Below are 23,573 nucleotides of genomic sequence, written 5' to 3' on the forward strand. Positions count from 1 at the left end.
GGGGCGGGCCCGCACCCGGGCCCGTGGGGTCAGACCGCCGGGGTGTACTCGCTGGAGTCGCCCACCAGGGACCGGCTGGGACTGCCGTCGACCCCCTTCGGGACGTCGCCGCCCACGGTGATCCGGTGCAGGCGTCGGGCCTCGTCGTCGTAGTCGGCCACCGCGTAGTGCTGGGTGGCGCGGTTGTCCCACACCGCCACGTCGCCCTCGCGCCAGCTCCACCGCACGGTGTTCTCCGGGCGGGTGACCCGCTGCTGGAGGAGGTCGAAGAGGGCGGTGAAGTCCCGGCTGCTCAGCCCGGAGAAGTGCTGGGCGAAGTGGCCGAGGAACAGTGCCCGCTCGCCGGTCTCCGGGTGGACGCGCACCACGGGGTGCTCGGTCCGGTAGAGCGTGGAGACGAACTGCTCGCGGTACTTCCTCAGCTCGCCGCCGACCTCGGTCCTGGGGGTGGAGGCCGCGTAGTCGTAGTCGTTGGTGTGCACCGCCCGGAGGCCGTCCGCGAGCGCCCGCAGGGGTTCGGGGAGGTCCTGGTAGGCCGTGACGGTGTTGGCCCAGGTGGTGTCCCCGCCGTACGGGGGCAGGTGGATCGCGCGCAGCACGCTGGCCTGTGGGGGCCGGTCGACGAAGGTGACGTCGGTGTGCCAGCTGTTGGCCTTGCCGCGCTCGGAGTCGATCGGCAGGACGTGGTGCTCCCGGCCGAACACGCTGCCGGTGGTGGGGTGCGGGGTGGTGAGCGGGCCGAGCAGGGAGGCGAACCCGGCCTGGGTCTCGTCGGTCAGGTGGTGCTGGTCGCGGAAGAAGATCACCTTGTGCGCGAGCAGGGTCTCGCGGATCCGAGCGACGGTGGCCTCGTCGAGGCCGGGGCCGATCTCCACGCCGGAGATCTCGGCCCCGATCCGTCCGGCGACGCGGCGTACGGACAGGTCCGTGGTGGTGGTCACGTTGGTGCTCCGTTCTGGCGGCGGGTGCGCGGCGGTCACCTCACGCGTTCGGTCGCGGTCCGTTCGCGGCGGGTGACTTGAAGGTAGGGCGCCCGCGCGATCAAAGTCAACCAAAACAGTAGGAAAACCATGATTATGCAGATGGGGAGGTCACAAAGGGTGGAGGGCCGTTCAGGCCCCGTTCACACCGGTCACCGAAACGTCATGTCGGGCACGGCGGCCGACGCTTCGCTACGGTCGGTACGACCCCCACACCCCGACGAGAGGGCCACCGATGAGCGACGACCGAACGCAGGCCTTCACCGGGCTCTCCGGGAACTACCAGGCCTTCCGACCCGACTACCCGGCGCCGATCCTCGGCGCCCTGGCCGACCATCTGAAGGCCGGGGCCACCGACGCCTGGCCCAGCCCCTGGCTCCTGCTCGACGTCGGCGCGGGGACCGGCATCTCCACCCGCGCCCTGCGCGCCCTGTTCGGCCCCCGGCCCCGGGTGGTCGGCGTGGAGCCCGGCCACGACATGATCCGGACCGCCGAGGCCGAGGGCGGCGGGGTCGAGTACGTGCGGGCCACCGCCGAGGACGTCCCCTTCCCGGACGGCTCCGCCGTGCTGGTCCTGACCGCCCAGGCCGTGCACTGGTTCGACCGCCCGGCCTTCTTCGCGGAGTCCGCACGGCTGCTCGTACCCGGCGGCACCCTCGCGGTGCTCAACAACAACCGCGACCTCACCGGCAGCGCGTTCGTCGACGACCACGAGAGTCTGCTGGAGCGGTACGCCCCCGGGTACGACCGCCACCACCGCCGGTACGACCTGGTCCGGGAGCTGTCCGAGGCCCGGGGGCTCACCGGGGCGACCGAACACACGCACTCCTGGACACGGGCGCTCGCCGCCGACGAGTACCTGGGGATGGCACTGTCCTCCAGCAGGATGGCCGCCGTCGTCCGCGAGATCGGAGAGGAGCGCACCCGAGCCGAGATCACGGCCGTGGCCGAACGCCACTTCCCCGACGGCCGTGTCGAGATGCCCTACACCACCCAGCTGGTGGTGGCCCGCCGCGAGTGACCCGGGGGTTTTGCGGGATCGCTCCCTTCCGCTGGCCTTGGCCAGAGACGCCCCGGGGAACGCTCCCGCAGATCGGGCCCGCCGACGGCGGGCCGGTCAACGACGACGGGGGGAACCAGCACCCATGGCGCAGCTGATCGTACTCGGGGTGGCCGACCGCGACACCGCCGAGAAGGCGCTCGACATCGCCTCGGACCTGAACAAACAGGAGCTTCTCCAGCTGGAGGACGCCGCCTACGCCTACAAGGACGGCAAGGGCCGTCCCCGCATCCACCAGACCGTCAACCTCACCGGCTACGGCGCGGCGGGCGGCGCACTGTGGGGGACTCTCATCGGCCTGCTCTTCCTCAACCCGCTCCTCGGCCTGGCGGTCGGCGCGGGCGCCGGCGCCATCGCGGGCAGGCTGAGCGACGTCGGGATCGACGACGACATGATCAAGGACATCGGCGCCGAGCTCCAGCAGGGGCGGGCCGCCGTCTTCCTGCTCGCCGCCGACGCCACCATCGACCGCGTCGTCGACGCCTTCCGTCAGCTGGACCCCACGGTCATCCAGACCAACCTGTCCAAGGACAACGAGCGGGAGCTCGTCGAGGCCCTCCAGAGCCAGTAGGAACACATCGGCCGGGCCCGTACACGGGACCCGAGCCCTCTCACGCCGCCGGTGCGGGCCACCCGCACCGGCGGCCGCACGGGTGGCACCGCCCGGACGAACCCCGTCCCTATGACGAGGAGCAGCGATGACCGGTCACGGACCCGAGCACTCCGACGACTTCGCCAACGCCGAGCGCGGACTGGTCGCACGCCTCGAACCCGGCCAGATCCGGGACGCGAACGGCCGCGTGGTGTGGGACGCCTACGCCTACGCCTTCCTCGACGCGGAGTGCCCGGACACCGCCAACCCGAGTCTGTGGCGCCAGTCCCAGCTGTGCGCCAAACAGGGGCTGTTCGAGGTCACCGAAGGGATCTACCAGATCAGAGGTCTGGACCTGTCGAACATGACCCTCGTGGAGGGAGACCAGGGCGTCCTGGTCATCGACCCCCTCATCTCCGCCGAACCGGCCCGCGCCGGACTGGAGCTGTACCGGGAGCACCGGGGGAACCGCCCGGTCAGCGGGGTTATCTACTCGCACTCGCACGTGGACCACTTCGGCGGGGTCGGCGGGGTCACCGACGGCACCGTGCCCATCCTCGCCCCGGCCGGGTTCCTGGAGAGCGCGGTGGCGGAGAACGTGCACGCCGGGCCCGCCATGGCCCGCCGCAACCTGTACCACACCGGTTCCCACCTGGAGGCGGGGCCGCGGGGGCAGATCGGGGTGGGGCTCGGCCAGACCAGGTCGGTCGGCACGGTCACCCTCATCGCGCCCAACCGGGAGATCACCCGCACGGGCCAGGAGGAGGTCGTGGACGGGGTGCGGATCGTCTTCCAGATGACGCCCGGCACCGAGGCGCCCACGGAGATGAACTTCTACTTCCCCGACCACCGGGCCCTGTGCATGGCGGAGAACGTCACTCACAACCTGCACAACATCCTCACCCTGCGCGGCGCCCCCGTGCGGGACGCCCGGGTGTGGTCGCGCTACCTGGACGAGTCCGTCGAGCTCTTCGCGCACGAGTCGGACGTCCTGTTCGCCTCCCACCACTGGCCCACCTGGGGCACCGAGAACCTGGTGTCGCTCCTGCGCCAGCAGCGGGACCTGTACGCCTACCTGCACGACCAGACGCTGCGCCTGATGAACCAGGGTTTCGTCGGCGCGGAGATCGCGGAGCACCTGAGGATGCCGCCCGGCCTGGAGCGGGAGTGGCACACACGGGGGTACTACGGGTCGGTCAGCCACAACGTGAAGGCGATCTACCAGCGCTACATGGGCTGGTTCGACGGCAACCCCGCCCACCTGTGGGAGCACCCGCCGGAGGAGGCGGCGCGGCGGTACGTGGACTGCATGGGCGGTGTGGACGAGGTGGTGCTCCGGGCGGACGAGTACCGGGACCGGGGCGACCTGAGGTTCGCCGCCACACTGCTCAACCACGCCGTGTTCGCGGACCCGGAGCACGGCCGGGCGCGGGCCGCCCTGGCCGGGGTGTACGAGCGGCTGGGGTTCGGCGCGGAGAACGGCACCTGGCGCAACTTCTACCTCCAGGGCGCGGCCGAGCTGCGGCGGGGCAAACCGGAGCTCCCGTCGAACCTGGGCACGGGCATGGCGGCCGCGCTATCGGTGGACCAGCTCTTCGAGTCGGTGGCGATCCGGGTCAACGGCCCGAGGGCCTGGGACGAGCGGTTCGTGATCGACTGGGTGTTCACCGACCTGGACACCACGTTCCGGACGACGCTCTCCAACGGAGCCCTCACCACTCGGGAGAAGCCGCGCCGGGGAGAACCGGGCCTCACCGTGACCCTGAACAAGTTCCGCCTGCTGCGGCTGCTCGCGGGAAAGGGGACCGAGGGCATGGCGTTCGCGGGGGACGGGGAGCTGCTGGACCGGCTGATCGCCCTGCTGGACCGGCCCGACCCCTCCTTCGACATCGTGACCCCCTGACCGCGGCACCGGCCCGAGGACGAGCCTGACCCGAGGGCGAGCCCGGCCCGAGGAGGGGACCGGCCCGGCTGATCCCGGCCCGATCCCGATCCGGTCCCGGGTCAGCGGTCCGGGTTCACCGCGGGGGCCGCGCCGGACTGGGCGGCGATCCCGTCGAGGACCATGTCCAGGCCGGTCATCACCCAGTCGTCGTCCTCGTCGTCCCCGTGGTCGGGGGCGGAGCCGACCAGGGCGGCCACCCGGGGGAACGCGGACAGGTCGTCGCCACCGAGCCGTCTGCGCCAGGCCTCGCCGGGGCCCGTCCCGCGGGCGCCGGGCGCGCCGTCTCCGCTGTCCCGGGCGTGCGACGCCAGGCGCGCGCTGCCCTGGAGGTAGTGCGTGACCGCCATGATGGCCCGCCCGGCCTGCTCCGGAGTGAGTTGGAGCGGTTCCAGGGCGGTCAGTGCCCACTCCATCGACGCGAGCATGTGCGGGCCCGCGGGCGGGGCCAGGGTGGCGGTGGCGGTGAGCAGCCAGGGATGCGCCGTGTACATCTCCCAGTCCTGCCGGGCGAGCAGGCGCATCCGCGCGCGCCAGCCCAGGTCGCCGGGGTCGGGGTAGGCGTGGCGGGAGTGGAGGGAGTCGATCATCTCCCGGAGCAGCTCCTCCTTGTCGGAGACGTGCCGGTAGAGCGACATCGTCCCCGCGCCGAGCAGTGTGGCGACACGGCGCATGGACACCGAGTCCAGGCCCTCGGAGTCAGCGAGTCCGATCGCGGCCTCGACGATGCGTTCCCTGCTCAGGGTCTGTCCCGCCACACTCACCACCCGGTTCGCCGTTGCGGTCACGCTAACACTTGCGTACGGTGTACCCACCTGATGCGTACACCGTACTCACCACCCCTTCCTCGACCACACGGGACCGTCATGACCGCGCAGACCAGCCGTACCCATCCCCGACGATGGCTCGCCCTGGGCGTCCTCGTCGCCCCTGTCCTGCTCACCTCGATGGACATCTCGATCCTCTACATGGCCGTCCCCGCCATCACCGAGGACCTGGCGCCGACCACGGGTCAGACCCTGTGGATCCTCGACGCCTACGGCTTCCTCCTCGCCGGACTCCTCATCACGGCGGGCAACGTCGGTGACCGGATCGGGAGGCGGCGCCTGCTGCTGATCGGGTCCGCGCTCTTCGGAGCCGCGTCCCTCGCCGCCGCCCTCGCGACCTCGCCCGAGGCCCTGATCCTGGCCCGGGCCCTCATGGGTGTCGGCGGAGCCACCCTCATGCCGTCCACGCTCGCGCTGATCCGCAACGTCTTCACGGACCCCGCCGAGCGCACCTGGGCCATCGGGCTGTGGACGGCGGGCTTCGCCGGGGGAGCGGCGCTCGGCCCGATCGTCGGCGGCGGCCTCCTGGAGTTCTTCGACTGGGGGTCGGTCTTCCTGGTCAACGTCCCCGTCATCCTCGCGCTGATGGCGGTTGGCGCGCTGGTGCTGCCCGAGTACCGGGCCGAGCGCCCCGCCCCCCTCGACTCGCTGAGCGTCGTGCTCTCCTTCGTCACCGTCCTGCCGGTGGTGTGGGCGGTGAAGACCGTCGCCGAGGAGCTCGCCGTGACCCCGGCCAGCGGGGCGGCGCTGGCGGCCGGTCTGCTCGGCGGGGCCCTGTTCGTCCGGCGCCAGCGGCGGCTCCCGGTCCCTCTGGTGGACGTGTCCCTGTTCACCAACCGTCGCTTCACCGGGGCGGTGCTCGCCGGTGCCCTCATGATGTTCTCCCTGGTCGGCATGATGCTCCACACCGCCCAGTTCCTCCAACTGGTCCAGGGGTTCTCCCCACTGCGCGCCGCCCTGCTGCTGCTTCCCGTCCTGGCGGCGGTGGCGGTGAACTCCGCGCTCTCCGCGGGCGCGGCCCGCAGGTGGGGGCACCGGGTCGTGTTCGTGACGGGCGCCCTGGTCTCGGCCGGGGGGATGCTGCTGCTCGGGCTCGCTCCCACCGATCCGCCCACCTGGTGGGTCCTGTTGGGATCCGCGCTGGTGGGAATGGGGGTCGGCCCGGTCATCGCGCTGGCGGTGGACGTGGTGGTCGCGGCGGTCAGCCCGGATCGCGCGGGCGCGGCGTCGGCGGTGTCGGAGACGGCCAACGAGTTCGGCGCCGCGCTGGGGATCGCGGTCCTGGGCACGGTCAGTGCGGTCGTCTACCGTTCCGCCGTCGAGGAACGGCTTCCGGGCGACGTCCCGGCCGAGGGGGTGGAGGTGATCGGCTCCAGTCTGGGTGCCGCCCTCGCCGTCGCCGGACAGCTGCCGCATGCCGCTCGGGAGCTCACCGTCGCGGCCCGGGAGGCGTTCGTGACCGGCATGGCGGCCACGGGGCTGGTCGGGTCCGGGCTGTTGCTCGCCCTGGCCCTGGGACTCATGGTGCTCCTGCGCCGGACGTGACGCGGGGAAGGGTCAGGTCCGGGAGCGCAGGCGGCGGAGCATGCGGGGGTCCTGGAACCCCACGGCCCGGGCGGCTGACTCCGCCGTCGCCCCCTCGGCCAGCAGCAGCTCGGCCCGTTCCAACCGCAATCGCTGCTGGTACCTCAGCGGGGTCAGTCCTGTGGCCTCACCGAACGCCCGGGTGAGGGTGCGTTCACTGACCCCGAGCGAGGCGGCCAGACCGCCCAGGGGGAGCGGTTCGGTGAACCGGGCGTCGATGGTGTCCTGCGCCCGATGCACCAGGTCCACCGGGTGGTTCCGGAACCTCAGCACCGCGCTGGCCTGGGGCTCGTCCCCGTTGCGGCGGGCGTAGACCACCATCTCCCGGGCCACGGCGGCCGCCAGGGACGGCCCGTGCCACCGGGTGACGAGGTGCAGGGCGAGGTCGATGCCGCTGGCAATGCCCGCCGAGGTCACCACCCGGTCGTCGGACACGTACAGCACGTCCGGGACGACGCGGGCGCGCGGGTGGCGCCGGGCGAGGCGTTCCTGGAGGGAGTGGTGGGTGGTGCACCGGCGCCCGTCCAGCAGACCGGCCTCCGCGAGCACGAAGGCCCCCGAACACACGCTCGCCACCGTGCCCCCGCGGGCGTGGTGGGAGGTCAGAGCCCCGATCTGCTCCGGGGTGGCGCGCGGAGGGCGACCGGAGGTCCGCCACCCGGGGACGAGCACCAGGTCGTCCGGGCCGAGCGCGGGCCAGGTGACCTCGGCCCGCAACCCGACCCCCTGGGCGGTGGGGACGTCGGGCCGAGCGGCGACGTGGTGGAGCGCGACCGGGTGGTCCGGCCCGGCCAGGGTGGAGAACACCTGCGCCGGACCGGCCAGGTCCAGCAGGTGGAGTCCGGGCAGCAGGAGGAAGACGATCGTACGCACGATCCGGTCAGCCTAGCCGAGGCCGTCGGCCACGATCTGCTCCACCGTGCGCACCTCGGCGAAGCGGCCGGACAGCGCGTAGACGGTGCGGGTGACGATGTCGCGGGGCCGCAGGGTCGAGGGGTCGTCGAGGACCTCCCGCAGGGAACGTCCGGGCGCGGACCCCGGGGCCTCGATGGGTTCGGTGGCGGTGGCGTCCACCGCGAAGGTCATGGCGAACCCCAGCTCCGACCCCATGCGGGTGGTGGTCTCGCAGCACTGCTCTGTGCGCACCCCGCAGACGGTGAGCTCCCGCACGCCCCACCCGGTGAGCAGGCGCCGCAGGTCGGTGCCGGTGAAGGCGCTGTGCGCGGTCTTGGTCAGCAGGGTCTCGCCGCTCGCCGGGGCCAGCCCGGGCATCGGCTCCACGAACCCGCGCACGGGGTCGAACACGGTCCCGGTCCCGGGTTCGGCGTGCGTGATCCACACGACCCGGTCGCCCCGATCGCGGAAGTGGTCGACGAGTCGGCCGATCCGCACGGCGACCTCGGGATCGGAGGAGGCGCTCCAGCTCTCACGCTGGAGGAAGGACCGCTGCGCGTCGACGACGAGCAGCGCCGCGCCGGTACGGGTGTCTGTGCTCATACCCGAACCCTCGCAGCGTCCCGGGTGCCGATCCAGGCACGATCACGCTCGATGCCGGACCGATCCGGTCACCATGTGACTCGGGCGGGGTCTGGTGCGACCCCGCCACTCCTGGAACGGTCACGGTCGTACCCGGGTCCGGTTCAGACCAGTCTCTTCTTGAAGCCGACATGGCTGGGCTCGTATCCCAGCCGCTGGTAGAAGCGGTGGGCGTCCTGGCGCTTGGCGTCCGAGGTCAACTGCAACATCACGCAGCCGCGCCCCTGGGCCTCGCGTTCGGCCCACTCCAACAGGGTGGAGCCCAGACCGCCGCCGCGTTCCTCGGCGTGCACCCGGACCGCCTCGATCTGGGCACGGGTGGCCCCCTGCCGGGACAGGCCCGGAACCACGGTGAGCTGGAGCGTGCCGACGACCCGGCCGTTACGGCGGGCGACGGCCAGGTACTGGTGCGGGTCGGCGTCGATGACCTCGAAGGCCTCGACGTAGCGGGACAGGTCGTCGGGCGTCTCCCGGCGGGCGCCCAGGGGGTCGTCCGCCAGCAGGGCGACGATCGCCTCCACGTCGGTCTTCAGCGCGCGTTCGATGGTGAGCATGGGCCCAACCTAGCGACCCGTTTCCGAGGGGCCCGGAGGCTTGGACCGGTTCCCCCCGGTTGGGCGTGGACTCTCCCGATCCGGGACACGGTCAATTACAGTTGACCCATGGACACCGAGCACCTCAGCGCCCTGGCCCGCGCCATGGACGGCGGCGACCCCCTGCAAGGACTGGACGCGGTGGTGCGGTTGAGGGGTGAGGCCGAGCGAGCGGAGGCGGTCCTCGTGCGCCGCGCGAGGAACGAGGGCGCCACCTGGGCCCGGATCGCGGAGTCGCTCGGGGTGACCAAGCAGGCCATCCACAAGAAGTACGGCGGCCGGGGCCTGCTGGGCAACCAGAAGTAGTTCAGCGCAGTGCGGCCACGAACCGCACCATGCGCTCCCCGAAGCCCTCCGCCTCCCCGAACCACACGGCGACGGAGTCCGCGCCGGTGGCCGCCAGCTCACGGAACCGCGCGACCGCCCGCGCGAACTCCTCCTCGCCCCCCGTCCACGCCATCCGCACCCCGGTGGCCACCGGGCGGTGGGTGAGCTCACCCAGCCGCGTGCGGGCGGCGCGGAAGACCTCCGGGTCCGGGTCCACGCCCTGCCACTCGTCGCCCCACGCGGCCGCTCGGCGCAGCGCCGGCTCCGAGCCCCCGCCGACCATTACGCGCACCCGTCGCGGCGGACGCGGCGCGAACACCCCGCGTTCGTACTCGTGGAACCGGCCGTGGAAACCCCCCTCACCCTCGAACAGGTGCCGCAGCAGCGCCAGCGCCTCGTCCGCCCGGGCGCCCCGGGTGGCGAAGTCCGACCCCACCGCCGCGAACTCCTCGCGGGACCACCCCACGCCCACTCCGAGCGTGAACCGGCCCCCCGACAACTCGTCCAGGGTGGCCACCTGTTTGGCCAGCACGAAGGGGTCGCGCATCGGCAGCACCAGGACGGACGTGCCCAGCCGGACCCGTTCCGTGCGGGCCGCCAGGTACGCCAGGGTGACGAGGGGTTCGTAGACGCCCCCGAACGCGGTGCCGTAGGGCGCGGGCGGCAGGAGGTGGTCGGGCAGCCACACGGTGTGGGCGCCCAGTTCCTCGGCGCGTACGCCCAGGTCGACGAGGGTCCGCGCGGGGGTTCGGGGCGACTCGTTGGGCAGGACCACCTGGAGGCGGGTCGGCTCGCTCATGCGGCGACCGTATCCCGGCTGCTCCCCGCTGGTCCCGCGCTTCGGAAACCGACCGAGGCGACCGCGTCCCCCTTCCCTCGGCCGTGTCGCCGGGATTGACCAGCCGGGCCACCGGCGCCGGCGGGGATCCGATTGGTCGCCGCGCGCCGCTCGGGTCTACCCTCGGGTCGCGCGGGCGGGCCGGAACCGGCCCCCACCTGCGCGGGGTCGTGGCGAGCCCCGAGTCGCGACCCGCACGCCACCGTCGAAAGGCATCCCCTTGCAGTACGTCACACTGAACAACGGCCTCACCATGCCGCAGCTCGGCTTCGGTGTCTGGCAGGTCCCCGACGACGAGGCCCACCGGTCCGTCTCGACCGCGATCGAGGCCGGGTACCGCAGCATCGACACGGCCCGGATCTACGACAACGAGAAGGGCACCGGCCGCGCCATCGCCGACTCCGGCGTGGCCCGCGAGGACATCTTCCTCACCACGAAGCTGTGGAACGACGACCAGGGCCACGACAACGCCCTGAGGGCCTTCGACGCCAGCCTGGAGCGCCTGGGCACCGACTACGTCGACCTGTACCTGATCCACTGGCCCACCCCGGCGCGCGACACCTACGTCGAGACCTGGAAGGCGATGGAGCGCGTCCACGCCGAGGGCCGCGCCAGGGCGATCGGCGTGTCCAACTTCACGGCCGCCACCCTGGAGCGCCTCGTGGGGGAGGCGGAGGTGGTGCCCGCGATCAACCAGATCGAGCTGCACCCCTACTTCTCGCAGTCCGGGATGCGCGCGGCCAACGCCGCCCACGGCCTGCTCACCGAGGCCTGGAGCCCCCTGGGGCAGGGGAAGGGGCTCCTGGAGGACCCCGTCCTGGTCGAGATCGGCGCCCGCCACGGCAAGTCGGCCGCCCAGGTCGTCCTGCGCTGGCACCTCCAGCTCGGCAACGTCGTCATCCCGAAGTCGGTGACCCCGGCGCGCATCCGGGAGAACTTCGACGTGTTCGACTTCGAGCTGACCGCCGAGGACATGGACCGGATCGGCTCGCTCGACCGCGACGGCCGGATCGGCCCGGACCCCGCCGAGGTCAACTAGCCGACGACCCGGCCGTGTTCCTCGTCACGGTCACCCTCCCCGGGCCCGCCGAGTCCCGCTCGGCGGGCCCCGAACATCCCATCACCCTCTGTGCACGTCATGGGATCAGAGGTCTGGTCTCAGGGGTGGTCATCGGATCCCGAACGCCCAGAACCGCACCGGGTCCGCACCAAACTTCACTCGGCCGAATGTCCACTTTCGGACGAGATGAGCAACCCTTACACCAGGGCAAACACCAACAACCCGTGACACATCGGGAAGGGTAGGAGTCCGTTGTGCGCGGCTGGTCAGCGACACCACACCGGGTGCCCCCGCTCCGGAGTGGCGGGGGGCCGAACAGAGGCGTACAGTCCTCTCTGGTGCGCCGGGAAAGTTCACGCGGCGGACACCACATCTCTCTCTACGCGAAACCAGATCCATGACCGTCGTCCCCCTGCGCACAGCGCGCGTGTACCGCTCCGTAACCGCTGAGCGGTCAGTGCACGCCTGGTGCCACAAAGCCCTGAGCCAGTGGCCCGAACTCGGACCCCTTCCGCCCATGGAGACCCGGCTTGGCCCCACACAGGCCTTCCGCGCCTCGGGTGGAAGCGGAACCCCGGTCCTGGTCCTGTCTGGCACCAACTTCAACGCCGCCACCACGGTTCCCGCCGCCCGCGCGCTCGCCGCGGACCGGCCGGTCCTGCTGGTCGACCTTCCGGGACAGCCGGGTCTGAGCTGCAACCAGCGGACCGCGGGCGCCCGGATAGAGGCCTACGGTGGGTGGCTCGACGACCTGCTGCCCCAGATCACGGACGGCCCCGTCATCGTGCTGGGCCACTCCAGGGGCGCCGCGATCGCGCTGTCCTCGACCCCGAACCCGCTCGTCGCGGGGATGCTCCTGCTCAACCCGGCCGGGTTGACCGCGGCGGGTGTCAGCTCGGAGTCGATGCGGGCGACCCTGCCGTGGATGATCCACCCCAACGAGCAGACCAGCACCAGGCTGATCGAGTTCCTCAGCGGTCCGTCCACGGACACCGGCTGCGAGGAGCACCGCTCCGAGGCCGAGTGGCTGACGCTGGTGGCCCGTCACTGCCGCACGCACTCCACGCCGACCCCGCTGCACGCGGAGTCCTTCCTGGCCTGGTCCGGTATCCCGGTCCGGGTCGCCACGGGGTCGCACGACCCGTTCTTCTCGCCCGCGCGCCTGCACGGACCGGCCCGCCGGTTCCTGAACACCGACGTGCGGACCATCGAGGGGGCGGGACACCTGTCCCTGTACGAGCAGCCGGAGAGGGTCGCGGAGCTCCTGCGCGAGTTCGACGCCTGACCGGTACCGCCACGGACCACACCGACGACACCGACGCGCCACTGGTGGCGGCCGCACGACCGCCACCAGCCCGTGCTCAGTCCCGGCCCAGCGCCCGCCGCAGTTCGGGCGCCGACGTGAACACGTGTCCCCGGAGCCCCAGTTTCCCGGCGGCCTCGACGTTGGTCCGGTTGTCGTCCACGAACAACACCTCACCGGCGGGGACGCCCATGCGCTCCAGGCACCACCGGTAGGCCCCGACCTCGGGCTTGGCGTGGCCGATCCGGCAGGAGAGCCCCCGCGTCGGGAACAGGTCCAGTACGCGGGAGTGTCTCTCCTCGAAGCGCGCCGCCAGTTCCGGGGGGATGTTCGAGAGCAGCCCGAGCGGCACGCCCGCGTCGGAGAGCTCCGTCACCAGCGCCACCGAGTCCTCGTTCAGCCGCGACCAGCTGTCCAGGTCCAGCGCGACCAGCCGTTCGATCCGCTCCGGACCGAAGGGCTCACCGAGCAGCTCTCCCACGGCGCGCCAGTAGGCGGGCCCGTCCAGGTCGCCCCGGTCGTAGTCCTGGCGCGGGGCCCAGTACGCGGCCCAGAAGGCGGCGTGGTCGTGTCCGGAGTACTCCACCATCGCGGCGCGGACCGTCGGTGACTGGTCCATGGCGACCACACCAAACATGTCGAACAGCACTGCTTCCACGAGGCACTCCCAGGGTCGAACGGTCGGGGGGTCGGTTCGCAGGCCCTCCTTCCCCCACAGGCACGCGACGAACCTCCTTTCACGGCCGTCCCGGGACCGGTCGGCGGTACCGCCTGGAGGCTGGCCCTGAACCCCGGTTCGGTGGCTTTTATCGCCTTTTCTGGTGAAACATGAGCCGATGAAGTTTTGTCAGCTTTTGTCGACCGTTTTCAGAGGGCTTTCTCGGGGTGGTGGTTCTTTGTCCCGTGAGGGCCGGTTTCGCTGTCAGAATGTGGGCATGTGACCAAAGAGAAGACGTCTGCACTTTGCGCCTCTCTGCCCGAGGCCGACTGGTCGGGGAAAGGATGGGCCCCGCTGGTCGAACCAGCCCGAACCACCAGAAAGCAGCCGGTATGATCGAAAAACTGGCACGGAAGCTGGGTCTGGAGACGAACCCGGCGATCTTCTTCGTCTCGGCGTCGCTGACCGTGTTGTTCGTGGTCTGCGCGATCACCTTCACCGATCAGGTGGACCTGGTCTTCGGTGCCACGTCCGAGTGGATCCTGTCGCACCTGGGGTGGCTCTACATCCTCGGTGTGACCACCTTTCTTATCTTTCTCATCTGGATCGCTTTCAGCCGTTTTGGGCACATTCGTCTGGGCCCGCCCGACAGCAGACCGGACTACAGCAACCTCACGTGGTTCTGCATGCTGTTCGCGGCTGGAATCGGAAGCATCCTCATGTTCTGGGGTGTGGCCGAACCCATCAGCCACTACGCCAATCCCCCGCAGGGAAACGCCGCGCCCGAGACCGTCGAGGCCGCGCAGCAGGCCATGGGCTTCACGCTGTACCACTTCGGCCTGCACACCTGGACGATCTTCTGCCTGCCCGCCCTGGCCTTCGCCTACTTCGTCTACCGCAAGGGCCTGCCCTTCCGGGTGAGTTCGATCTTCCACCCGTTCCTCGGTGACCGGATCAACGGGCCCTTCGGCCGGGTGATCGACATCTTCGCGGTCCTGGGCACCCTCTTCGGTGTCGCGGTCACCATCGGCCTCGGCACCATGCAGATCAACAGCGGGCTCAACACCCTCTTCGGCGTCGAGGAGAGCCGTGTCAACCAACTGATCCTCATCGCCATCGTCACCTGCGTCGCCGTGATCTCCGTGGCCACCGGCCTGGACGTGGGCATCAAGTGGCTCTCCCAGATCAACATCATCATCGCGGTGGCGCTGCTGGTGTTCGTGTTCGCCGCCGGATCCTCCCTCTACCTGGCCAAGGGAGTCATCGAGACCACCGGCGTGTACGCGCAGTGGCTCATACCGCTCTCGTTCTGGAACGACACGTTCGGCAACACCGGCTGGCAGGGCACGTGGACGGTCTTCTACTGGGCGTGGACCATCACGTGGTCGCCGTTCGTCGGCATCTTCATCGCCCGCATCTCCCGGGGCCGCACCATCCGCGAGTTCGTGCTGGGTGTGCTGGGGCTGCCCACGGCCTTCAGCATCGTGTGGTTCAGCGTGTTCGGCCTGTCGGCCTTCGACATCGAGATGAACCAGGGCGGCGGCCTGGTGGAGGAGGTCGTCGGCCAAGGGGACATCCCCGGCGCGTTGTTCTCCTTCCTCACGCACTACCCGTGGACCACCTTCGTCTCGGCCATGTGCATCGTCATCGTGATCATCTTCTTCACCACCTCGTCGGACTCCGCGTCCCTGGTGGTGGACATGCTCTGTTCGGGGACGGAGGAGTCCCCGACCCGCCAGCGCGTGTTCTGGGGCATCACCGAGGGCGTGGTGGCCGCGACCGTGCTCACGGCCTCCGGCGTGGGCGGGTTGGACGCGCTGCAACAGACGATCATCGTGTTCGGGCTGCCGTTCTTCGTGATCGGCTTCTTCATGATGTTCTCCCTGGTGCGGGCGCTCCAGGCGGAGACGGCGGAGAGCTCCGGAGTCCAGCGGGGCCGCCGCGCGCCGCTGTCCGCCCGGTCACGCAGGCTCCGCCGCCAGCACAGGCGAAACCGCGGTCCGTCGTCCGGCGGCAACGGCAACGGCAACGGCGGGAACGGAGGCAACGGCAAGGGCAACGGGAACGGAAACGGTCACGGGAAGCGGGGCGACGGGGCCCTGGAACCCTGAACCACCGGGCCACGTGTCACCCCCGGGGCACCGGCCAGAAGAAGTCGTCGACTCCGAAGTGCAGGGAGAGCAGTTCGGGGTCGACGCGGTCCCGGCCGTAGGCGTCCAGGAACCGGTCCGCGTCCGCCTGGCCGAAGTGGGGGTTCAGGTGACTGAGCAGGCTCCCCACCATCGCGGCCAGGTCCCGGTGCGGGTCGGAGAGCCCCGCCTGGCCGAGGTCCACGAGCCCCCACCCGAGGTCGGCGGTGACCAGGACGTTCGGCAGGCAGAAGTCCCCGTGGGTCACCACCTCCGGCAGGGGACCGGCCCGCTCCACCCGCCGCTCCACCTCCGCCAGAGCACGGGCCGGGTCGGTGCCCTCGTACCGGCTCCCCCGCCAGGAGCGCTGGACCAGACCCGCCGTCACCCGCTCCCGGGCCTGCTCCAGGTTCTCCGCCAGTCCCTCCCGGAACACCACTCGGCCGACGTGCGACGCGTGGATCGTGCGCGCCGCCTCGGCCAGTACCTCGACCAACCGGGGGTGTTCCCGTGCCGCCCCCGGCTCGTGGGCCGGTGTGCCGGGCAGGTGGGTGGAGACCACCCACCGCGACGGCCCCTCCGGCCGTGGCTCGGACTCCAGGACACGCGGCGTCGCCAGGCCGAACCGGGCCATCCACACCGTCCGCGAGATCTCGTCGTCGAGCTCCTCCGCGAGGTCGGGGCGGTCGGTCGGCACCCCCTTGAACACCGCGACCGGGCGGCCGGTGCCGTCGTACAGGCGGAACACCCGGGCCCCGGACAGCCCCACGTGCACCTCCTCCGGGCGCAGGTCGCGCAGGGCGGGATCCTCGAAACGCGGCAGCTCCATGCCCACAGCCTAGGAACCGGGGTGACCGTGGGCCACCGGTTTCCACAGGCGGGAGGAACGGGGAGCGCGACCCGGCCCGGTACGGCCATCATGGGAACCATGACCCTCACGGACGAACACTTCCTCACGGCCACCGCCGACCGCCTCGCCGCGCTCCCCGGGGTCGAGGCGGTCAGCCTCGGCGGATCGCGCGCCCAGGGGACCCACCGGGCGGACAGCGACTGGGATCTCGCCGTCTACTACCGCGGCTCCCGGGAGGAGTTCTCCCCCCGCGACCTGCGCGACGTCGGATGGGAGGGCGAGGTCTCGGAGATCGGCGGCTGGAGCGACGGCGTGTTCAACGGGGGCGCCTGGCTGCGGATCGACGGCCGCCCGGTGGACGTCCACTACCGCGACCTCGACGTGGTGGAGCGCGAGCTGGCCGAGGCCGAGCACGGCCGGTTCCGCGTGGAACCGCTCATGTTCCACCTGGTGGGCATCCCCACCTACCTGGTGGTGGCCGAACTCGCCGTGGGCCGGGTCCTGGTCGGGGACCTGCCCCGCCCCGGCTACCCGGACCCGCTCCGGCGGAGCGCCCCGCCGCGCTGGCGCGGGTTCGCCTCGGCCACCCTCGCCTACGCGGAGCGCGACCACGCCCCGCACGGGCGGGTGGCCCAGTGCGCGGGGATGATCGCCCAGGCGGCCTCGTACACGGCCCACGCCGTGCTGGCCGCACGGGGGGAGTGGGTGACCAACGACAAGGCCCTGCTGTCCAGAGCCGGGTTGGAGGAGGTGGACTTCGTGGTCGCCGGGATGACCGCGGACCCACAGGACCTGCTCGCCGCGGTCGCGGAGACCGGCCGCGTCATCGCCGGGGCCCGCTGACCCGGCCACGCCGCGCCGAGGGAGGGGCCGCAACCCCTGCCCCCGGGCGGTCGGGAACCTACCTGGACCAGGTCGTGCCTTGGGCGGTCGGGAACCTACCTGGACCAGGTCGTGCCTTGGGCGGTCGGGAACCTACCTGGACCAGGTCATGCTGACCACACCGCTGATGGTGTCGTACCCGACCCGGGTGAAGGCCTGGGCCATGGGCACGTTTCCGACGTCCGTCGCGGCACGGACGTACGTGCCGCCCTCCCGTGCCAGGACGCGGGTCCCCTCGACGAGCAGGTCGTCGATGTAGCCGTTGCCCCGGTGCTCGGGCAGCACGGCGATGTAGCTGATGATCGGGTGGTAGGCGTTGCGCGCCGGGATCACGAACCCCACCGGGGTGCCGTCGGGGAGCGTCGCCACCCGCCACCAGGAGCGCGGTGTCGAGTAGTTCGCGAACTCGTCGGCGAAGTTGGCCGCCGCCACCTCCTCGGAGGAGCGTTCCCGGAGGTCCATCCGGTCGTGGGCGTCCAGGGTGCCCTCCAGGGCACGGACCATGAGGCCGAGGATGTCCTCGGTGCCCTCGACACCCCGGTACACCAGGCGGCCGCTGTCCTCGGGGAGCGGGTTCCCGGCCCTCCACTCGTAGCGCAGACGCTCCACGAGCGGGACCGCGCCCGACTTCTCGACGACGGCCAGGCGTTCATCGACTCGGCGCCGGGAGCGCTCGTCGTCGCGCCAGTCGGCGACGTCGAAGCGCAGGAACTCGGGCGGGGGAGTGGTGCCCCGGGCGACCGGGACGCCGTCGGGGAACAGGGCCGCGTTGGCGGTGCTCAGCAGGGCGTCGGCCACGGCCACGCGGTCGACCTCCTCGGCGTCGTCGTCCACGTCGAGCAGGTCCAACAGGAAGGGGGAGTCGTCCTGGGTCCGGCACCACCAGGACAGGCGGGCCAGGAGGCGGTCGCCGTCGAGGGCGACCCACATCCAGGAGGGGCGCCGACGGCCCTGGGCGAGGTCGTCGGCGAGTTCGTCGTTGAGCACGTAGGGGATCCGGTTGAAGAGTCCGAGCTCTTCGGGACCGGTGATGGGGCGGAGGGTCAGGTTGTTCGGAAGAACGGTCAAGGCTGCACCTTCGGTGTGTGCGCCCGCCGTCACCGGGGTCAACGGTGGTCGTCGACCCGGGAGGACACGGACGCGGTGATCACGGGGAACATCGGATGTGCCTCCTTTCGCTTCGTCGCCGCGGCCGGGGGTCGGCGCGGCCCTAGTAGTTGTACCGACGCTCTCGCGGCGCCGCAACCCCTTTGCGGGACCGGGGCGCAGGTTGTCCACAGGCGGGACGAAAGCGGTTGGACCGGTGCCGTCGTGGTGGGCGACCATGGGTTCATGATCCGAGACTTCGACGCCCTCATCGACGAGGCCGCCGCCGAACCGACCGAGGGCTGGGACTTCTCCTGGTTCGAGGGCCGGGCCACCGAGCAGCGCCCGTCCTGGGGGTACCAGCGCGTCATGGGCGAGCGGATGGTCCGCGCCACCGCCGCCCTCGACCTCCAGACCGGCGGTGGTGAGGTCCTCGCCGGAATCCCCGCGTATCCGCCGCTCACCGTCGCGACCGAGGGGTGGCCGCCCAACGTCGTCGAGGCCACCCGGCTGCTGCACCCCAGGGGTGTGGCCGTGGTCGCGGACCCCGACCGACCCCCGCTGCCCTTCGCGGACGCCGCCTTCGACCTGGTCGTGTCCCGGCACCCCGTCACCGTCTGGTGGGACGAGATCGCCCGCGTCCTCACCCCGGGCGGCACCTACCTCGCGCAGCACGTGGGGCCGTCGAGCGTGTTCGAGCTGGTCGAGTACTTCCTCGGCCCACAGTCCAGGGAGACGCGCGAGGCCCGACACCCTGACCACGACCGCGCCGGGGCGGAGGCCGCCGGGCTGGAGGTCGTCGACCTGAGGTCGGAACGGCTCCGGATGGAGTTCCACGACGTCGGCGCGGTCGTGTACTTCCTGCGTAAGGTCGTGTGGATGGTCCCCGGCTTCACCGTGGACGCCCACCGCGACCGGCTCCGGGAGCTGCACGAACAGATCGAGGAGCGGGGACCGTTCGTGGCCCACTCGTCCCGTCACCTGGTCGAGGCCCGCAGACCGGAGCGGTCGCGGGGGTGAGGCGGCTCAGCCCGCCTTGACGTGCTGGACGACCTCGAAGCCCCAGATCTCGCTGTTGGTCGCCGCCGGTCCGCCGTGACCGCCGTGGGCGTGGCCGTCCTTCCTGGCGTCGGCCGCGGCCTGGGCGTGGCCCTTCCGGAAGGCCTGCCCGTTCACCCAGTTCTGGAAGTCCTCCTCGGACCGCCAGCGGGTGTACACGAGGTACTTGTCGGTGCCCTCGACCGGCCGCAGCAGCTGGAACTCCTCGAACCCCTCCTGGTTCTCCACGAGTCCGGCCCGCTTGGCGAACCTCTCCTCCAACGTGGAACCCTCACCCTCGGGAACGGTCAGGACGTTGAACTTCACGACACTGGTCACGCGTGTACCTCCGGACGGTCTGATCCCTGTCAGGGCCAACCTAAGGGACTCGACGCGCCAGCTCACGGCGGGCTCCCCGGAGGGACGGTTCACCCCAGGCCGTGCTTGCGGGCCACGACGCGCAGCATCGCGGCACGGGGCAGCAGCCGCCGGAGCGCGAACACCAGCGGCGCGTTGCTGCCCACCGCGTACAGCGGGCGCGGCCGCTTCGCCTCGATCGCGCCCAGCACCGTCCGGGCCACCCGCTCGGCGGAGACTCCCTTGGCCTCGTTGGCGTTGAGCGTGTCCACCATGGTCCGGTACTCGTCCCGGAAGGGGGAGTCGTCGCCCACGTACTGAGTGCGTCGCTCGCTGATCCCCGTGTTGATCGACCCCGGCTCCACCGTGGTCACGCCCACCCCGAACGGCGAGACCTCGCGCCGCGCGGCGTCCGCGAACCCCTTCACCGCCGCCTTGGTCGCCACGTACGAGGACCGGTACGCCAGGGGGAAGCTGGCCAGCATCGACCCCACCATCACCACGCGCCCGTACCCGCGGGCCCGCATCCCCGGCAGGACCAGCTGGGTGAGGCGGACCGCGCCGAACACGTTGAGCCGGAACACCCGCTCCACGGCGTCCATGGGCAGTTCCTCGATCGGCCCGTTCTGACTCTCGCCCGCGTTGTTGACCAGCACGTCCACCTCACCGGCTGCACGCGCGCAGGCCTCGACGGACGCGTAGTCGGTCAGGTCCAGGGCCAGGTACTCGACCCCGGGCAACGGGTCGGAGACCCGCTCCGGGGCGCGGCTGGTACCGAACACGCGGTAGCCGCGTTCGACGAGGGCGGCGGCCACGGCGGCCCCGATCCCGGAGGAGGCGCCGGTGACCAGCGCGGTGCGACGAGGGGAGGAGGACACGGGGGTGGCCCTTCGGGTCGGGGAGGGGTGGGCCCGCACCACAGTAGCCGTCCCCCGCCCGGAACCCGGAGGTCGGGTTCAGTCCCTGTCGCAGCCCTCCAGCACCAGCGAGAGTCCGGCGCCGAGCAGCCAGAGGTCCTTGGACAGGGGGGTACCGTCCGCCGTGGGTGCGAGGCTGCCCGGCTTGCGCATGCCGGGCGTGCGCAGGTACATGCCGAGCAGCCCGACCGCGAAGGCGCTCAGCCCGGCCCCGGCGAGCCGGTTCGGCACGAGCGGCACCAGCAGCGCGGTGCCCAGGGTGATCTCCCCGGCGCACAGGAGCCGGGCGAAGGTGACCGGGTCGATCTTGTCCAGGAACGGGTACGTGCCGACCGCCATCCCGTGCAGCCCCATGGCGGTGTCCTCGTCGGCGCCGCGCTTGTTCAGCCCGGAGTTGAGGATGGAGGCGCCTGTGGCGAGGCGCAGGACCAGCTGGTGGGGGCGCAGAGGCAGTTTCACGGGGACTCCGGAGCGAATCGACATCGACTTTGGGTAACGAGAATGCTACGTGGAGTAGTCGGCATGTGGCGGTCCCGGCGCACGGGTGTCGGCCGATCGTTTCCGCGCCCGCAGTCCGGTGAGGGCACGGAACCATCGTGGGCGCGGCCGCTCGATGCTCGACTCGGCCCCGGAGGCGGTGACGCCCGGCTCGATTCCGCAGCGGCTTTTTCGTGTGTTGGGCCGTCCTACAGTCGTGCCATGAACGACACACCCCCCGCTCCCCGTCTCGCCAGGATCACCCCGGAGAACGTCGGAGCCGCTTGTGACCTGCGCGTCCACCCTAACCAGGAACGCTTCGTCGCCCCCGTGGAACGGTCCCTGGCGGAGGCCTACGCGGCCCCGCCGAACGTGGCCTGGCCCCGGTTGGTCCTCGCCGGTGACGAGGTCGTCGGTTTCGTCATGGGAGGTTTCGACCCCGACAGCGAAATCGATGCCTTCCGCTGCGGGATCTGGCGACTGAACGTGTCCGCCAGGCACCAGGGCCGGGGCTACGGCAGGTTCGCCGTGGACTCGGTCGCCCGCGAGGCTCGCCGTCGCAGGCAGAACCGAATCACGGTCCTGTGGGTACCGGGAGAGGGCGGCCCCGAGGGCTTCTACCGGGGCGTGGGTTTCGATCCGACCGGAGAGGTTCTGTTTGGCCAGGTGGTCGCTGAGAGGTTCCTGGGCCAGGCTGCTCCCGCCGAGTAACCTCGCGCGGCTCGGGTCCGTCACTCACCACATGACGGGCCCGGGGTCTCCGGGGGAGCTCACCCGCCCGTCCCCACAGGGTGGGGCCTCAGCACTCGTGCGCACGAGCAGGAACGCCAGACCGACCACGGTCGTGGCACCTCGCCGGACGGCGGGCACCGGGGCCGGGGAGGCTAACCCGCTCGGTCCTGGAGGTCACGCGGTTTTCCCGGTGCCCCGGTCACCCGGGGACACCCGCGCCGTTGTGGGGTCAGCCCTGCCCGAAGCGGTCCCGGGCCTCGTCCGCGGCGGCACCCATCGGGTCCTCAGCGATACCGCCGAGGGTCTCCGCCTGGTCCTGGAACCCCTGGACGCCCTCGGACACCTGGTCCGTGACGCCCTCGGTCACGCCGCCCAGGGCGTCCTCCGCGTACTGGCCGTAGTCCTGACCCACCAGGTCCTGGCCGGTCTCCTGGAAGGTGCCCATGGCCTCCTCGGCTCCGCCGCCCACCTGGTCCAGGCCCTGCGTCACCCCGTCCGTGACCTGTTCCGCCGTATCTCCGAACAGACCCTTGAACCAGTCGATCACGTCACTGAACATCGCTCTTCTTTTCTTCCATGGGCCGGGGCCCGGATGGCAGTCGTCTGCACCCTTCTACCCGCCTGGAGTAAGTACCCCGTAAGGGTTTCCAGTGCGGCGAGGGGCCCCGGAGGCCACCGTGAAGCCCGCGTTCTGGCCGCGGGTCACCAAAGCCCGAGGCCGCCTTCTCGACCTGCGAAAACGCGGGACGGAAGGCATCAGTCCGATCACTCTCCGTGGTTTTCGCTCCCACGGGCAGTCGGGGCTCGACATCATGTGAGAGCAGCACCACACGAAGACGAGGACCAACGGAGGCCTCGTGGGCAGGCAAGGGTTGACCAGGATCGCGGTGACCACCGTGGTCACTGTGAGTATAGGGATGGCTACGGGCTCTGCCGTCCAGGCCGACGAGCGGGAGGCCGAACCCCTCGCCTACGTCGCGCTCGGGGACTCCGCGGCCGCCGGGCCCCTCATTCCGGACCAGGACCCGAACATCGCGTGCCTGCGCTCCGACCGCAACTACCCCCGCGTCGCCGCCGACCTGCTCGGCGCCGACCTCACCGACGTCACCTGCTCGGGGGCCAAGGTCTCCGACTTCTCCGGTCGGCAGTTCGGGCTCCTGGCCCCGCAGTACGACGCCCTGAGCGAGGAGACCGACCTGGTCTCCCTGACCATCGGCGGCAACGACGTCGAACTGGTCGGCGCCGCGCTGAGCTGTGTCAACCTCCTGCGTGAGCCGCTCGGCCTCTCCTGCGAGGAGCGCTTCACCCGGGGCGGTACCACGGACCGCGTCGCCGGGGACATCGACGCCTGGGAGCCGGTGCTCGACCAGGCCCTCACGGAGATCCGGGACCGCGCTCCCCAGGCCGAGATCGTGGTCGCGGGCTACGGAACCTATGTCCGCGAGGGCGGCTGCTGGCCGGTCCAGCCCGTGTGGGGCCGCGACGCCGACTACATCCAGGGATCGGTGAACCACCTCAACGAGGCGCTGGAGCGGCAGACCCTCGCGCACGGCGGCACCTACGTCGATCTCGCCGCCGTCAGCGAGGGGCACGACGTGTGCGCGCCGCCCCGCGAGCGCTACCTGGAGGGCCTGGTCCCCACCAGCGTCGCGGCCCCCCTGCACCCCAACGCCCGGGGAATGGCCGCCTTCGGCGCCGCCCTGGCCGAGGCCGTCGGCGTCCCCCAGCCAGCCGAGGCACTCTGACCGGACCCGCGAACGGCCGGGGCCCACCCGGCCGTTCCGGGACGTGGTGGCGGACACGGG

Annotated in this window: 25 protein-coding genes; 12 read left to right on the top strand and 13 right to left on the bottom strand. The window is 71.4% G+C overall.

Annotated elements, in window-relative coordinates; translation table 11 throughout:
- Positions 1-29: 29 nt before the first annotated feature.
- Positions 30-941: a TauD/TfdA dioxygenase family protein gene (locus tag AC0VYL_RS06095; RefSeq protein WP_475460168.1), complete on the bottom strand. Its 912-nt coding sequence runs from the start codon at positions 939-941 to the stop codon at positions 30-32.
- Between the two features lie 274 nt (positions 942-1,215).
- Here AC0VYL_RS06095 and AC0VYL_RS06100 point away from each other — a divergent pair, with 274 nt between their 5' ends.
- The 3 genes from AC0VYL_RS06100 (at position 1,216) to AC0VYL_RS06110 (ending at position 4,535) form a co-directional block, all read left to right on the top strand.
- Entirely contained in the window at positions 1,216-2,001 is a 786-nt protein-coding gene (locus tag AC0VYL_RS06100) for a class I SAM-dependent methyltransferase (RefSeq protein ID WP_475482547.1), read from the top strand.
- A 124-nt stretch (positions 2,002-2,125) separates the two neighbouring features.
- Positions 2,126-2,611, top strand: coding sequence for a DUF1269 domain-containing protein (locus AC0VYL_RS06105; protein ID WP_475460172.1), 486 nt, complete (start codon positions 2,126-2,128; stop codon positions 2,609-2,611).
- Between the two features lie 127 nt (positions 2,612-2,738).
- Positions 2,739-4,535 (top strand): alkyl/aryl-sulfatase, encoded by a 1,797-nt coding sequence (locus AC0VYL_RS06110; protein ID WP_475482548.1) that lies wholly within the window; start codon positions 2,739-2,741, stop codon positions 4,533-4,535.
- 101 nt (positions 4,536-4,636) lie between these two features.
- Here the strand turns inward: AC0VYL_RS06110 and AC0VYL_RS06115 are convergent, their stop codons facing one another.
- On the bottom strand, positions 4,637-5,362 hold the full coding sequence (locus AC0VYL_RS06115; protein WP_475460176.1) for a TetR/AcrR family transcriptional regulator: 726 nt from the start codon (positions 5,360-5,362) through the stop codon (positions 4,637-4,639).
- A 78-nt stretch (positions 5,363-5,440) separates the two neighbouring features.
- Here AC0VYL_RS06115 and AC0VYL_RS06120 point away from each other — a divergent pair, with 78 nt between their 5' ends.
- On the top strand, positions 5,441-6,946 hold the full coding sequence (locus tag AC0VYL_RS06120) for an MFS transporter (protein WP_475482549.1): 1,506 nt from the start codon (positions 5,441-5,443) through the stop codon (positions 6,944-6,946).
- A 12-nt stretch (positions 6,947-6,958) separates the two neighbouring features.
- Here the strand turns inward: AC0VYL_RS06120 and AC0VYL_RS06125 are convergent, their stop codons facing one another.
- From AC0VYL_RS06125 to AC0VYL_RS06135, 3 genes are all read right to left on the bottom strand, one after another.
- Positions 6,959-7,858: a GlxA family transcriptional regulator gene (locus AC0VYL_RS06125; protein ID WP_475482550.1), complete on the bottom strand. Its 900-nt coding sequence runs from the start codon at positions 7,856-7,858 to the stop codon at positions 6,959-6,961.
- 12 nt (positions 7,859-7,870) lie between these two features.
- Positions 7,871-8,482, bottom strand: coding sequence for an isochorismatase family protein (locus AC0VYL_RS06130; RefSeq protein WP_475482551.1), 612 nt, complete (start codon positions 8,480-8,482; stop codon positions 7,871-7,873).
- Between the two features lie 143 nt (positions 8,483-8,625).
- Complete coding sequence (locus tag AC0VYL_RS06135) at positions 8,626-9,075, bottom strand: N-acetyltransferase family protein (protein WP_475460184.1); 450 nt, start codon at positions 9,073-9,075, stop codon at positions 8,626-8,628.
- 108 nt (positions 9,076-9,183) lie between these two features.
- On the opposite strand from AC0VYL_RS06135, the gene AC0VYL_RS06140 reads away from it, so the two are divergent.
- On the top strand, positions 9,184-9,420 hold the full coding sequence (locus AC0VYL_RS06140) for a hypothetical protein (RefSeq protein WP_475460186.1): 237 nt from the start codon (positions 9,184-9,186) through the stop codon (positions 9,418-9,420).
- 1 nt (position 9,421) lies between these two features.
- Here the strand turns inward: AC0VYL_RS06140 and AC0VYL_RS06145 are convergent, their stop codons facing one another.
- Positions 9,422-10,240, bottom strand: a complete 819-nt coding sequence (locus AC0VYL_RS06145; RefSeq protein ID WP_475482552.1) for a TIGR03619 family F420-dependent LLM class oxidoreductase — start codon at positions 10,238-10,240, stop codon at positions 9,422-9,424.
- A gap of 259 nt (positions 10,241-10,499) precedes the next feature.
- On the opposite strand from AC0VYL_RS06145, the gene AC0VYL_RS06150 reads away from it, so the two are divergent.
- Together AC0VYL_RS06150 and AC0VYL_RS06155 are read left to right on the top strand one after the other, a co-directional pair.
- Positions 10,500-11,318 (top strand): aldo/keto reductase, encoded by an 819-nt coding sequence (locus AC0VYL_RS06150; RefSeq protein ID WP_475460190.1) that lies wholly within the window; start codon positions 10,500-10,502, stop codon positions 11,316-11,318.
- 418 nt (positions 11,319-11,736) lie between these two features.
- Complete coding sequence (locus AC0VYL_RS06155; RefSeq protein ID WP_475460192.1) at positions 11,737-12,624, top strand: alpha/beta fold hydrolase; 888 nt, start codon at positions 11,737-11,739, stop codon at positions 12,622-12,624.
- 76 nt (positions 12,625-12,700) lie between these two features.
- Here AC0VYL_RS06155 and AC0VYL_RS06160 read toward each other — a convergent pair whose 3' ends face one another.
- Positions 12,701-13,300, bottom strand: coding sequence for an HAD family hydrolase (locus AC0VYL_RS06160; protein WP_475460194.1), 600 nt, complete (start codon positions 13,298-13,300; stop codon positions 12,701-12,703).
- Between the two features lie 392 nt (positions 13,301-13,692).
- Between AC0VYL_RS06160 and AC0VYL_RS06165 the strand changes: the two genes are divergently transcribed.
- On the top strand, positions 13,693-15,411 hold the full coding sequence (locus tag AC0VYL_RS06165) for a BCCT family transporter (protein ID WP_475460196.1): 1,719 nt from the start codon (positions 13,693-13,695) through the stop codon (positions 15,409-15,411).
- A 16-nt stretch (positions 15,412-15,427) separates the two neighbouring features.
- Here the strand turns inward: AC0VYL_RS06165 and AC0VYL_RS06170 are convergent, their stop codons facing one another.
- A complete protein-coding gene (locus AC0VYL_RS06170; RefSeq protein WP_475482553.1) occupies positions 15,428-16,258 on the bottom strand; it encodes a phosphotransferase in 831 nt (276 codons plus the stop codon).
- 99 nt (positions 16,259-16,357) lie between these two features.
- Here AC0VYL_RS06170 and AC0VYL_RS06175 point away from each other — a divergent pair, with 99 nt between their 5' ends.
- Positions 16,358-17,122: a nucleotidyltransferase domain-containing protein gene (locus tag AC0VYL_RS06175; RefSeq protein WP_475482554.1), complete on the top strand. Its 765-nt coding sequence runs from the start codon at positions 16,358-16,360 to the stop codon at positions 17,120-17,122.
- Between the two features lie 132 nt (positions 17,123-17,254).
- On the opposite strand, the gene AC0VYL_RS06180 is transcribed toward AC0VYL_RS06175, so the two are convergent.
- Positions 17,255-18,229 (bottom strand): GNAT family N-acetyltransferase, encoded by a 975-nt coding sequence (locus tag AC0VYL_RS06180; protein ID WP_475482555.1) that lies wholly within the window; start codon positions 18,227-18,229, stop codon positions 17,255-17,257.
- Between the two features lie 264 nt (positions 18,230-18,493).
- Between AC0VYL_RS06180 and AC0VYL_RS06185 the strand changes: the two genes are divergently transcribed.
- Positions 18,494-19,267, top strand: coding sequence for a class I SAM-dependent methyltransferase (locus AC0VYL_RS06185; protein WP_475482556.1), 774 nt, complete (start codon positions 18,494-18,496; stop codon positions 19,265-19,267).
- 6 nt (positions 19,268-19,273) lie between these two features.
- Here the strand turns inward: AC0VYL_RS06185 and AC0VYL_RS06190 are convergent, their stop codons facing one another.
- From AC0VYL_RS06190 to AC0VYL_RS06200, 3 genes are all read right to left on the bottom strand, one after another.
- A complete protein-coding gene (locus AC0VYL_RS06190) occupies positions 19,274-19,624 on the bottom strand; it encodes an antibiotic biosynthesis monooxygenase family protein (protein ID WP_475460206.1) in 351 nt (116 codons plus the stop codon).
- An 89-nt stretch (positions 19,625-19,713) separates the two neighbouring features.
- Positions 19,714-20,520, bottom strand: coding sequence for an SDR family oxidoreductase (locus tag AC0VYL_RS06195; protein WP_475482557.1), 807 nt, complete (start codon positions 20,518-20,520; stop codon positions 19,714-19,716).
- Between the two features lie 78 nt (positions 20,521-20,598).
- Positions 20,599-21,018, bottom strand: a complete 420-nt coding sequence (locus AC0VYL_RS06200; RefSeq protein WP_475482558.1) for a hypothetical protein — start codon at positions 21,016-21,018, stop codon at positions 20,599-20,601.
- 240 nt (positions 21,019-21,258) lie between these two features.
- Here AC0VYL_RS06200 and AC0VYL_RS06205 point away from each other — a divergent pair, with 240 nt between their 5' ends.
- Positions 21,259-21,747, top strand: coding sequence for a GNAT family N-acetyltransferase (locus AC0VYL_RS06205; protein WP_475460212.1), 489 nt, complete (start codon positions 21,259-21,261; stop codon positions 21,745-21,747).
- A 250-nt stretch (positions 21,748-21,997) separates the two neighbouring features.
- Here AC0VYL_RS06205 and AC0VYL_RS06210 read toward each other — a convergent pair whose 3' ends face one another.
- Entirely contained in the window at positions 21,998-22,327 is a 330-nt protein-coding gene (locus tag AC0VYL_RS06210) for a hypothetical protein (RefSeq protein ID WP_475460214.1), read from the bottom strand.
- 358 nt (positions 22,328-22,685) lie between these two features.
- On the opposite strand from AC0VYL_RS06210, the gene AC0VYL_RS06215 reads away from it, so the two are divergent.
- A complete protein-coding gene (locus AC0VYL_RS06215; RefSeq protein WP_475482559.1) occupies positions 22,686-23,513 on the top strand; it encodes an SGNH/GDSL hydrolase family protein in 828 nt (275 codons plus the stop codon).
- Positions 23,514-23,573 lie beyond the last annotated feature (60 nt).

It is taken from the genome of Nocardiopsis sp. iso_238 (assembly GCF_056173325.1).

Excerpts from the sequence above, each read along its gene's own strand:
- AC0VYL_RS06100 (WP_475482547.1), top strand. The coding sequence starts at position 1,216 with ATGAGCGACGACCGAACGCAGGCCTTCACCGGGCTCTCCGGGAACTAC.
- AC0VYL_RS06105 (WP_475460172.1), top strand. The coding sequence starts at position 2,126 with ATGGCGCAGCTGATCGTACTCGGGGTGGCCGACCGCGACACCGCCGAG.
- AC0VYL_RS06110 (WP_475482548.1), top strand. The coding sequence starts at position 2,739 with ATGACCGGTCACGGACCCGAGCACTCCGACGACTTCGCCAACGCCGAG.
- AC0VYL_RS06120 (WP_475482549.1), top strand. The coding sequence starts at position 5,441 with ATGACCGCGCAGACCAGCCGTACCCATCCCCGACGATGGCTCGCCCTG.
- AC0VYL_RS06130 (WP_475482551.1), bottom strand. The coding sequence starts at position 8,482 with ATGAGCACAGACACCCGTACCGGCGCGGCGCTGCTCGTCGTCGACGCG.
- AC0VYL_RS06135 (WP_475460184.1), bottom strand. The coding sequence starts at position 9,075 with ATGCTCACCATCGAACGCGCGCTGAAGACCGACGTGGAGGCGATCGTC.
- AC0VYL_RS06140 (WP_475460186.1), top strand. The coding sequence starts at position 9,184 with ATGGACACCGAGCACCTCAGCGCCCTGGCCCGCGCCATGGACGGCGGC.
- AC0VYL_RS06145 (WP_475482552.1), bottom strand. The coding sequence starts at position 10,240 with ATGAGCGAGCCGACCCGCCTCCAGGTGGTCCTGCCCAACGAGTCGCCC.
- AC0VYL_RS06155 (WP_475460192.1), top strand. The coding sequence starts at position 11,737 with ATGACCGTCGTCCCCCTGCGCACAGCGCGCGTGTACCGCTCCGTAACC.
- AC0VYL_RS06165 (WP_475460196.1), top strand. The coding sequence starts at position 13,693 with ATGATCGAAAAACTGGCACGGAAGCTGGGTCTGGAGACGAACCCGGCG.
- AC0VYL_RS06170 (WP_475482553.1), bottom strand. The coding sequence starts at position 16,258 with ATGGAGCTGCCGCGTTTCGAGGATCCCGCCCTGCGCGACCTGCGCCCG.
- AC0VYL_RS06175 (WP_475482554.1), top strand. The coding sequence starts at position 16,358 with ATGACCCTCACGGACGAACACTTCCTCACGGCCACCGCCGACCGCCTC.
- AC0VYL_RS06185 (WP_475482556.1), top strand. The coding sequence starts at position 18,494 with ATGATCCGAGACTTCGACGCCCTCATCGACGAGGCCGCCGCCGAACCG.
- AC0VYL_RS06205 (WP_475460212.1), top strand. The coding sequence starts at position 21,259 with ATGAACGACACACCCCCCGCTCCCCGTCTCGCCAGGATCACCCCGGAG.
- AC0VYL_RS06210 (WP_475460214.1), bottom strand. The coding sequence starts at position 22,327 with ATGTTCAGTGACGTGATCGACTGGTTCAAGGGTCTGTTCGGAGATACG.
- AC0VYL_RS06215 (WP_475482559.1), top strand. The coding sequence starts at position 22,686 with ATGGCTACGGGCTCTGCCGTCCAGGCCGACGAGCGGGAGGCCGAACCC.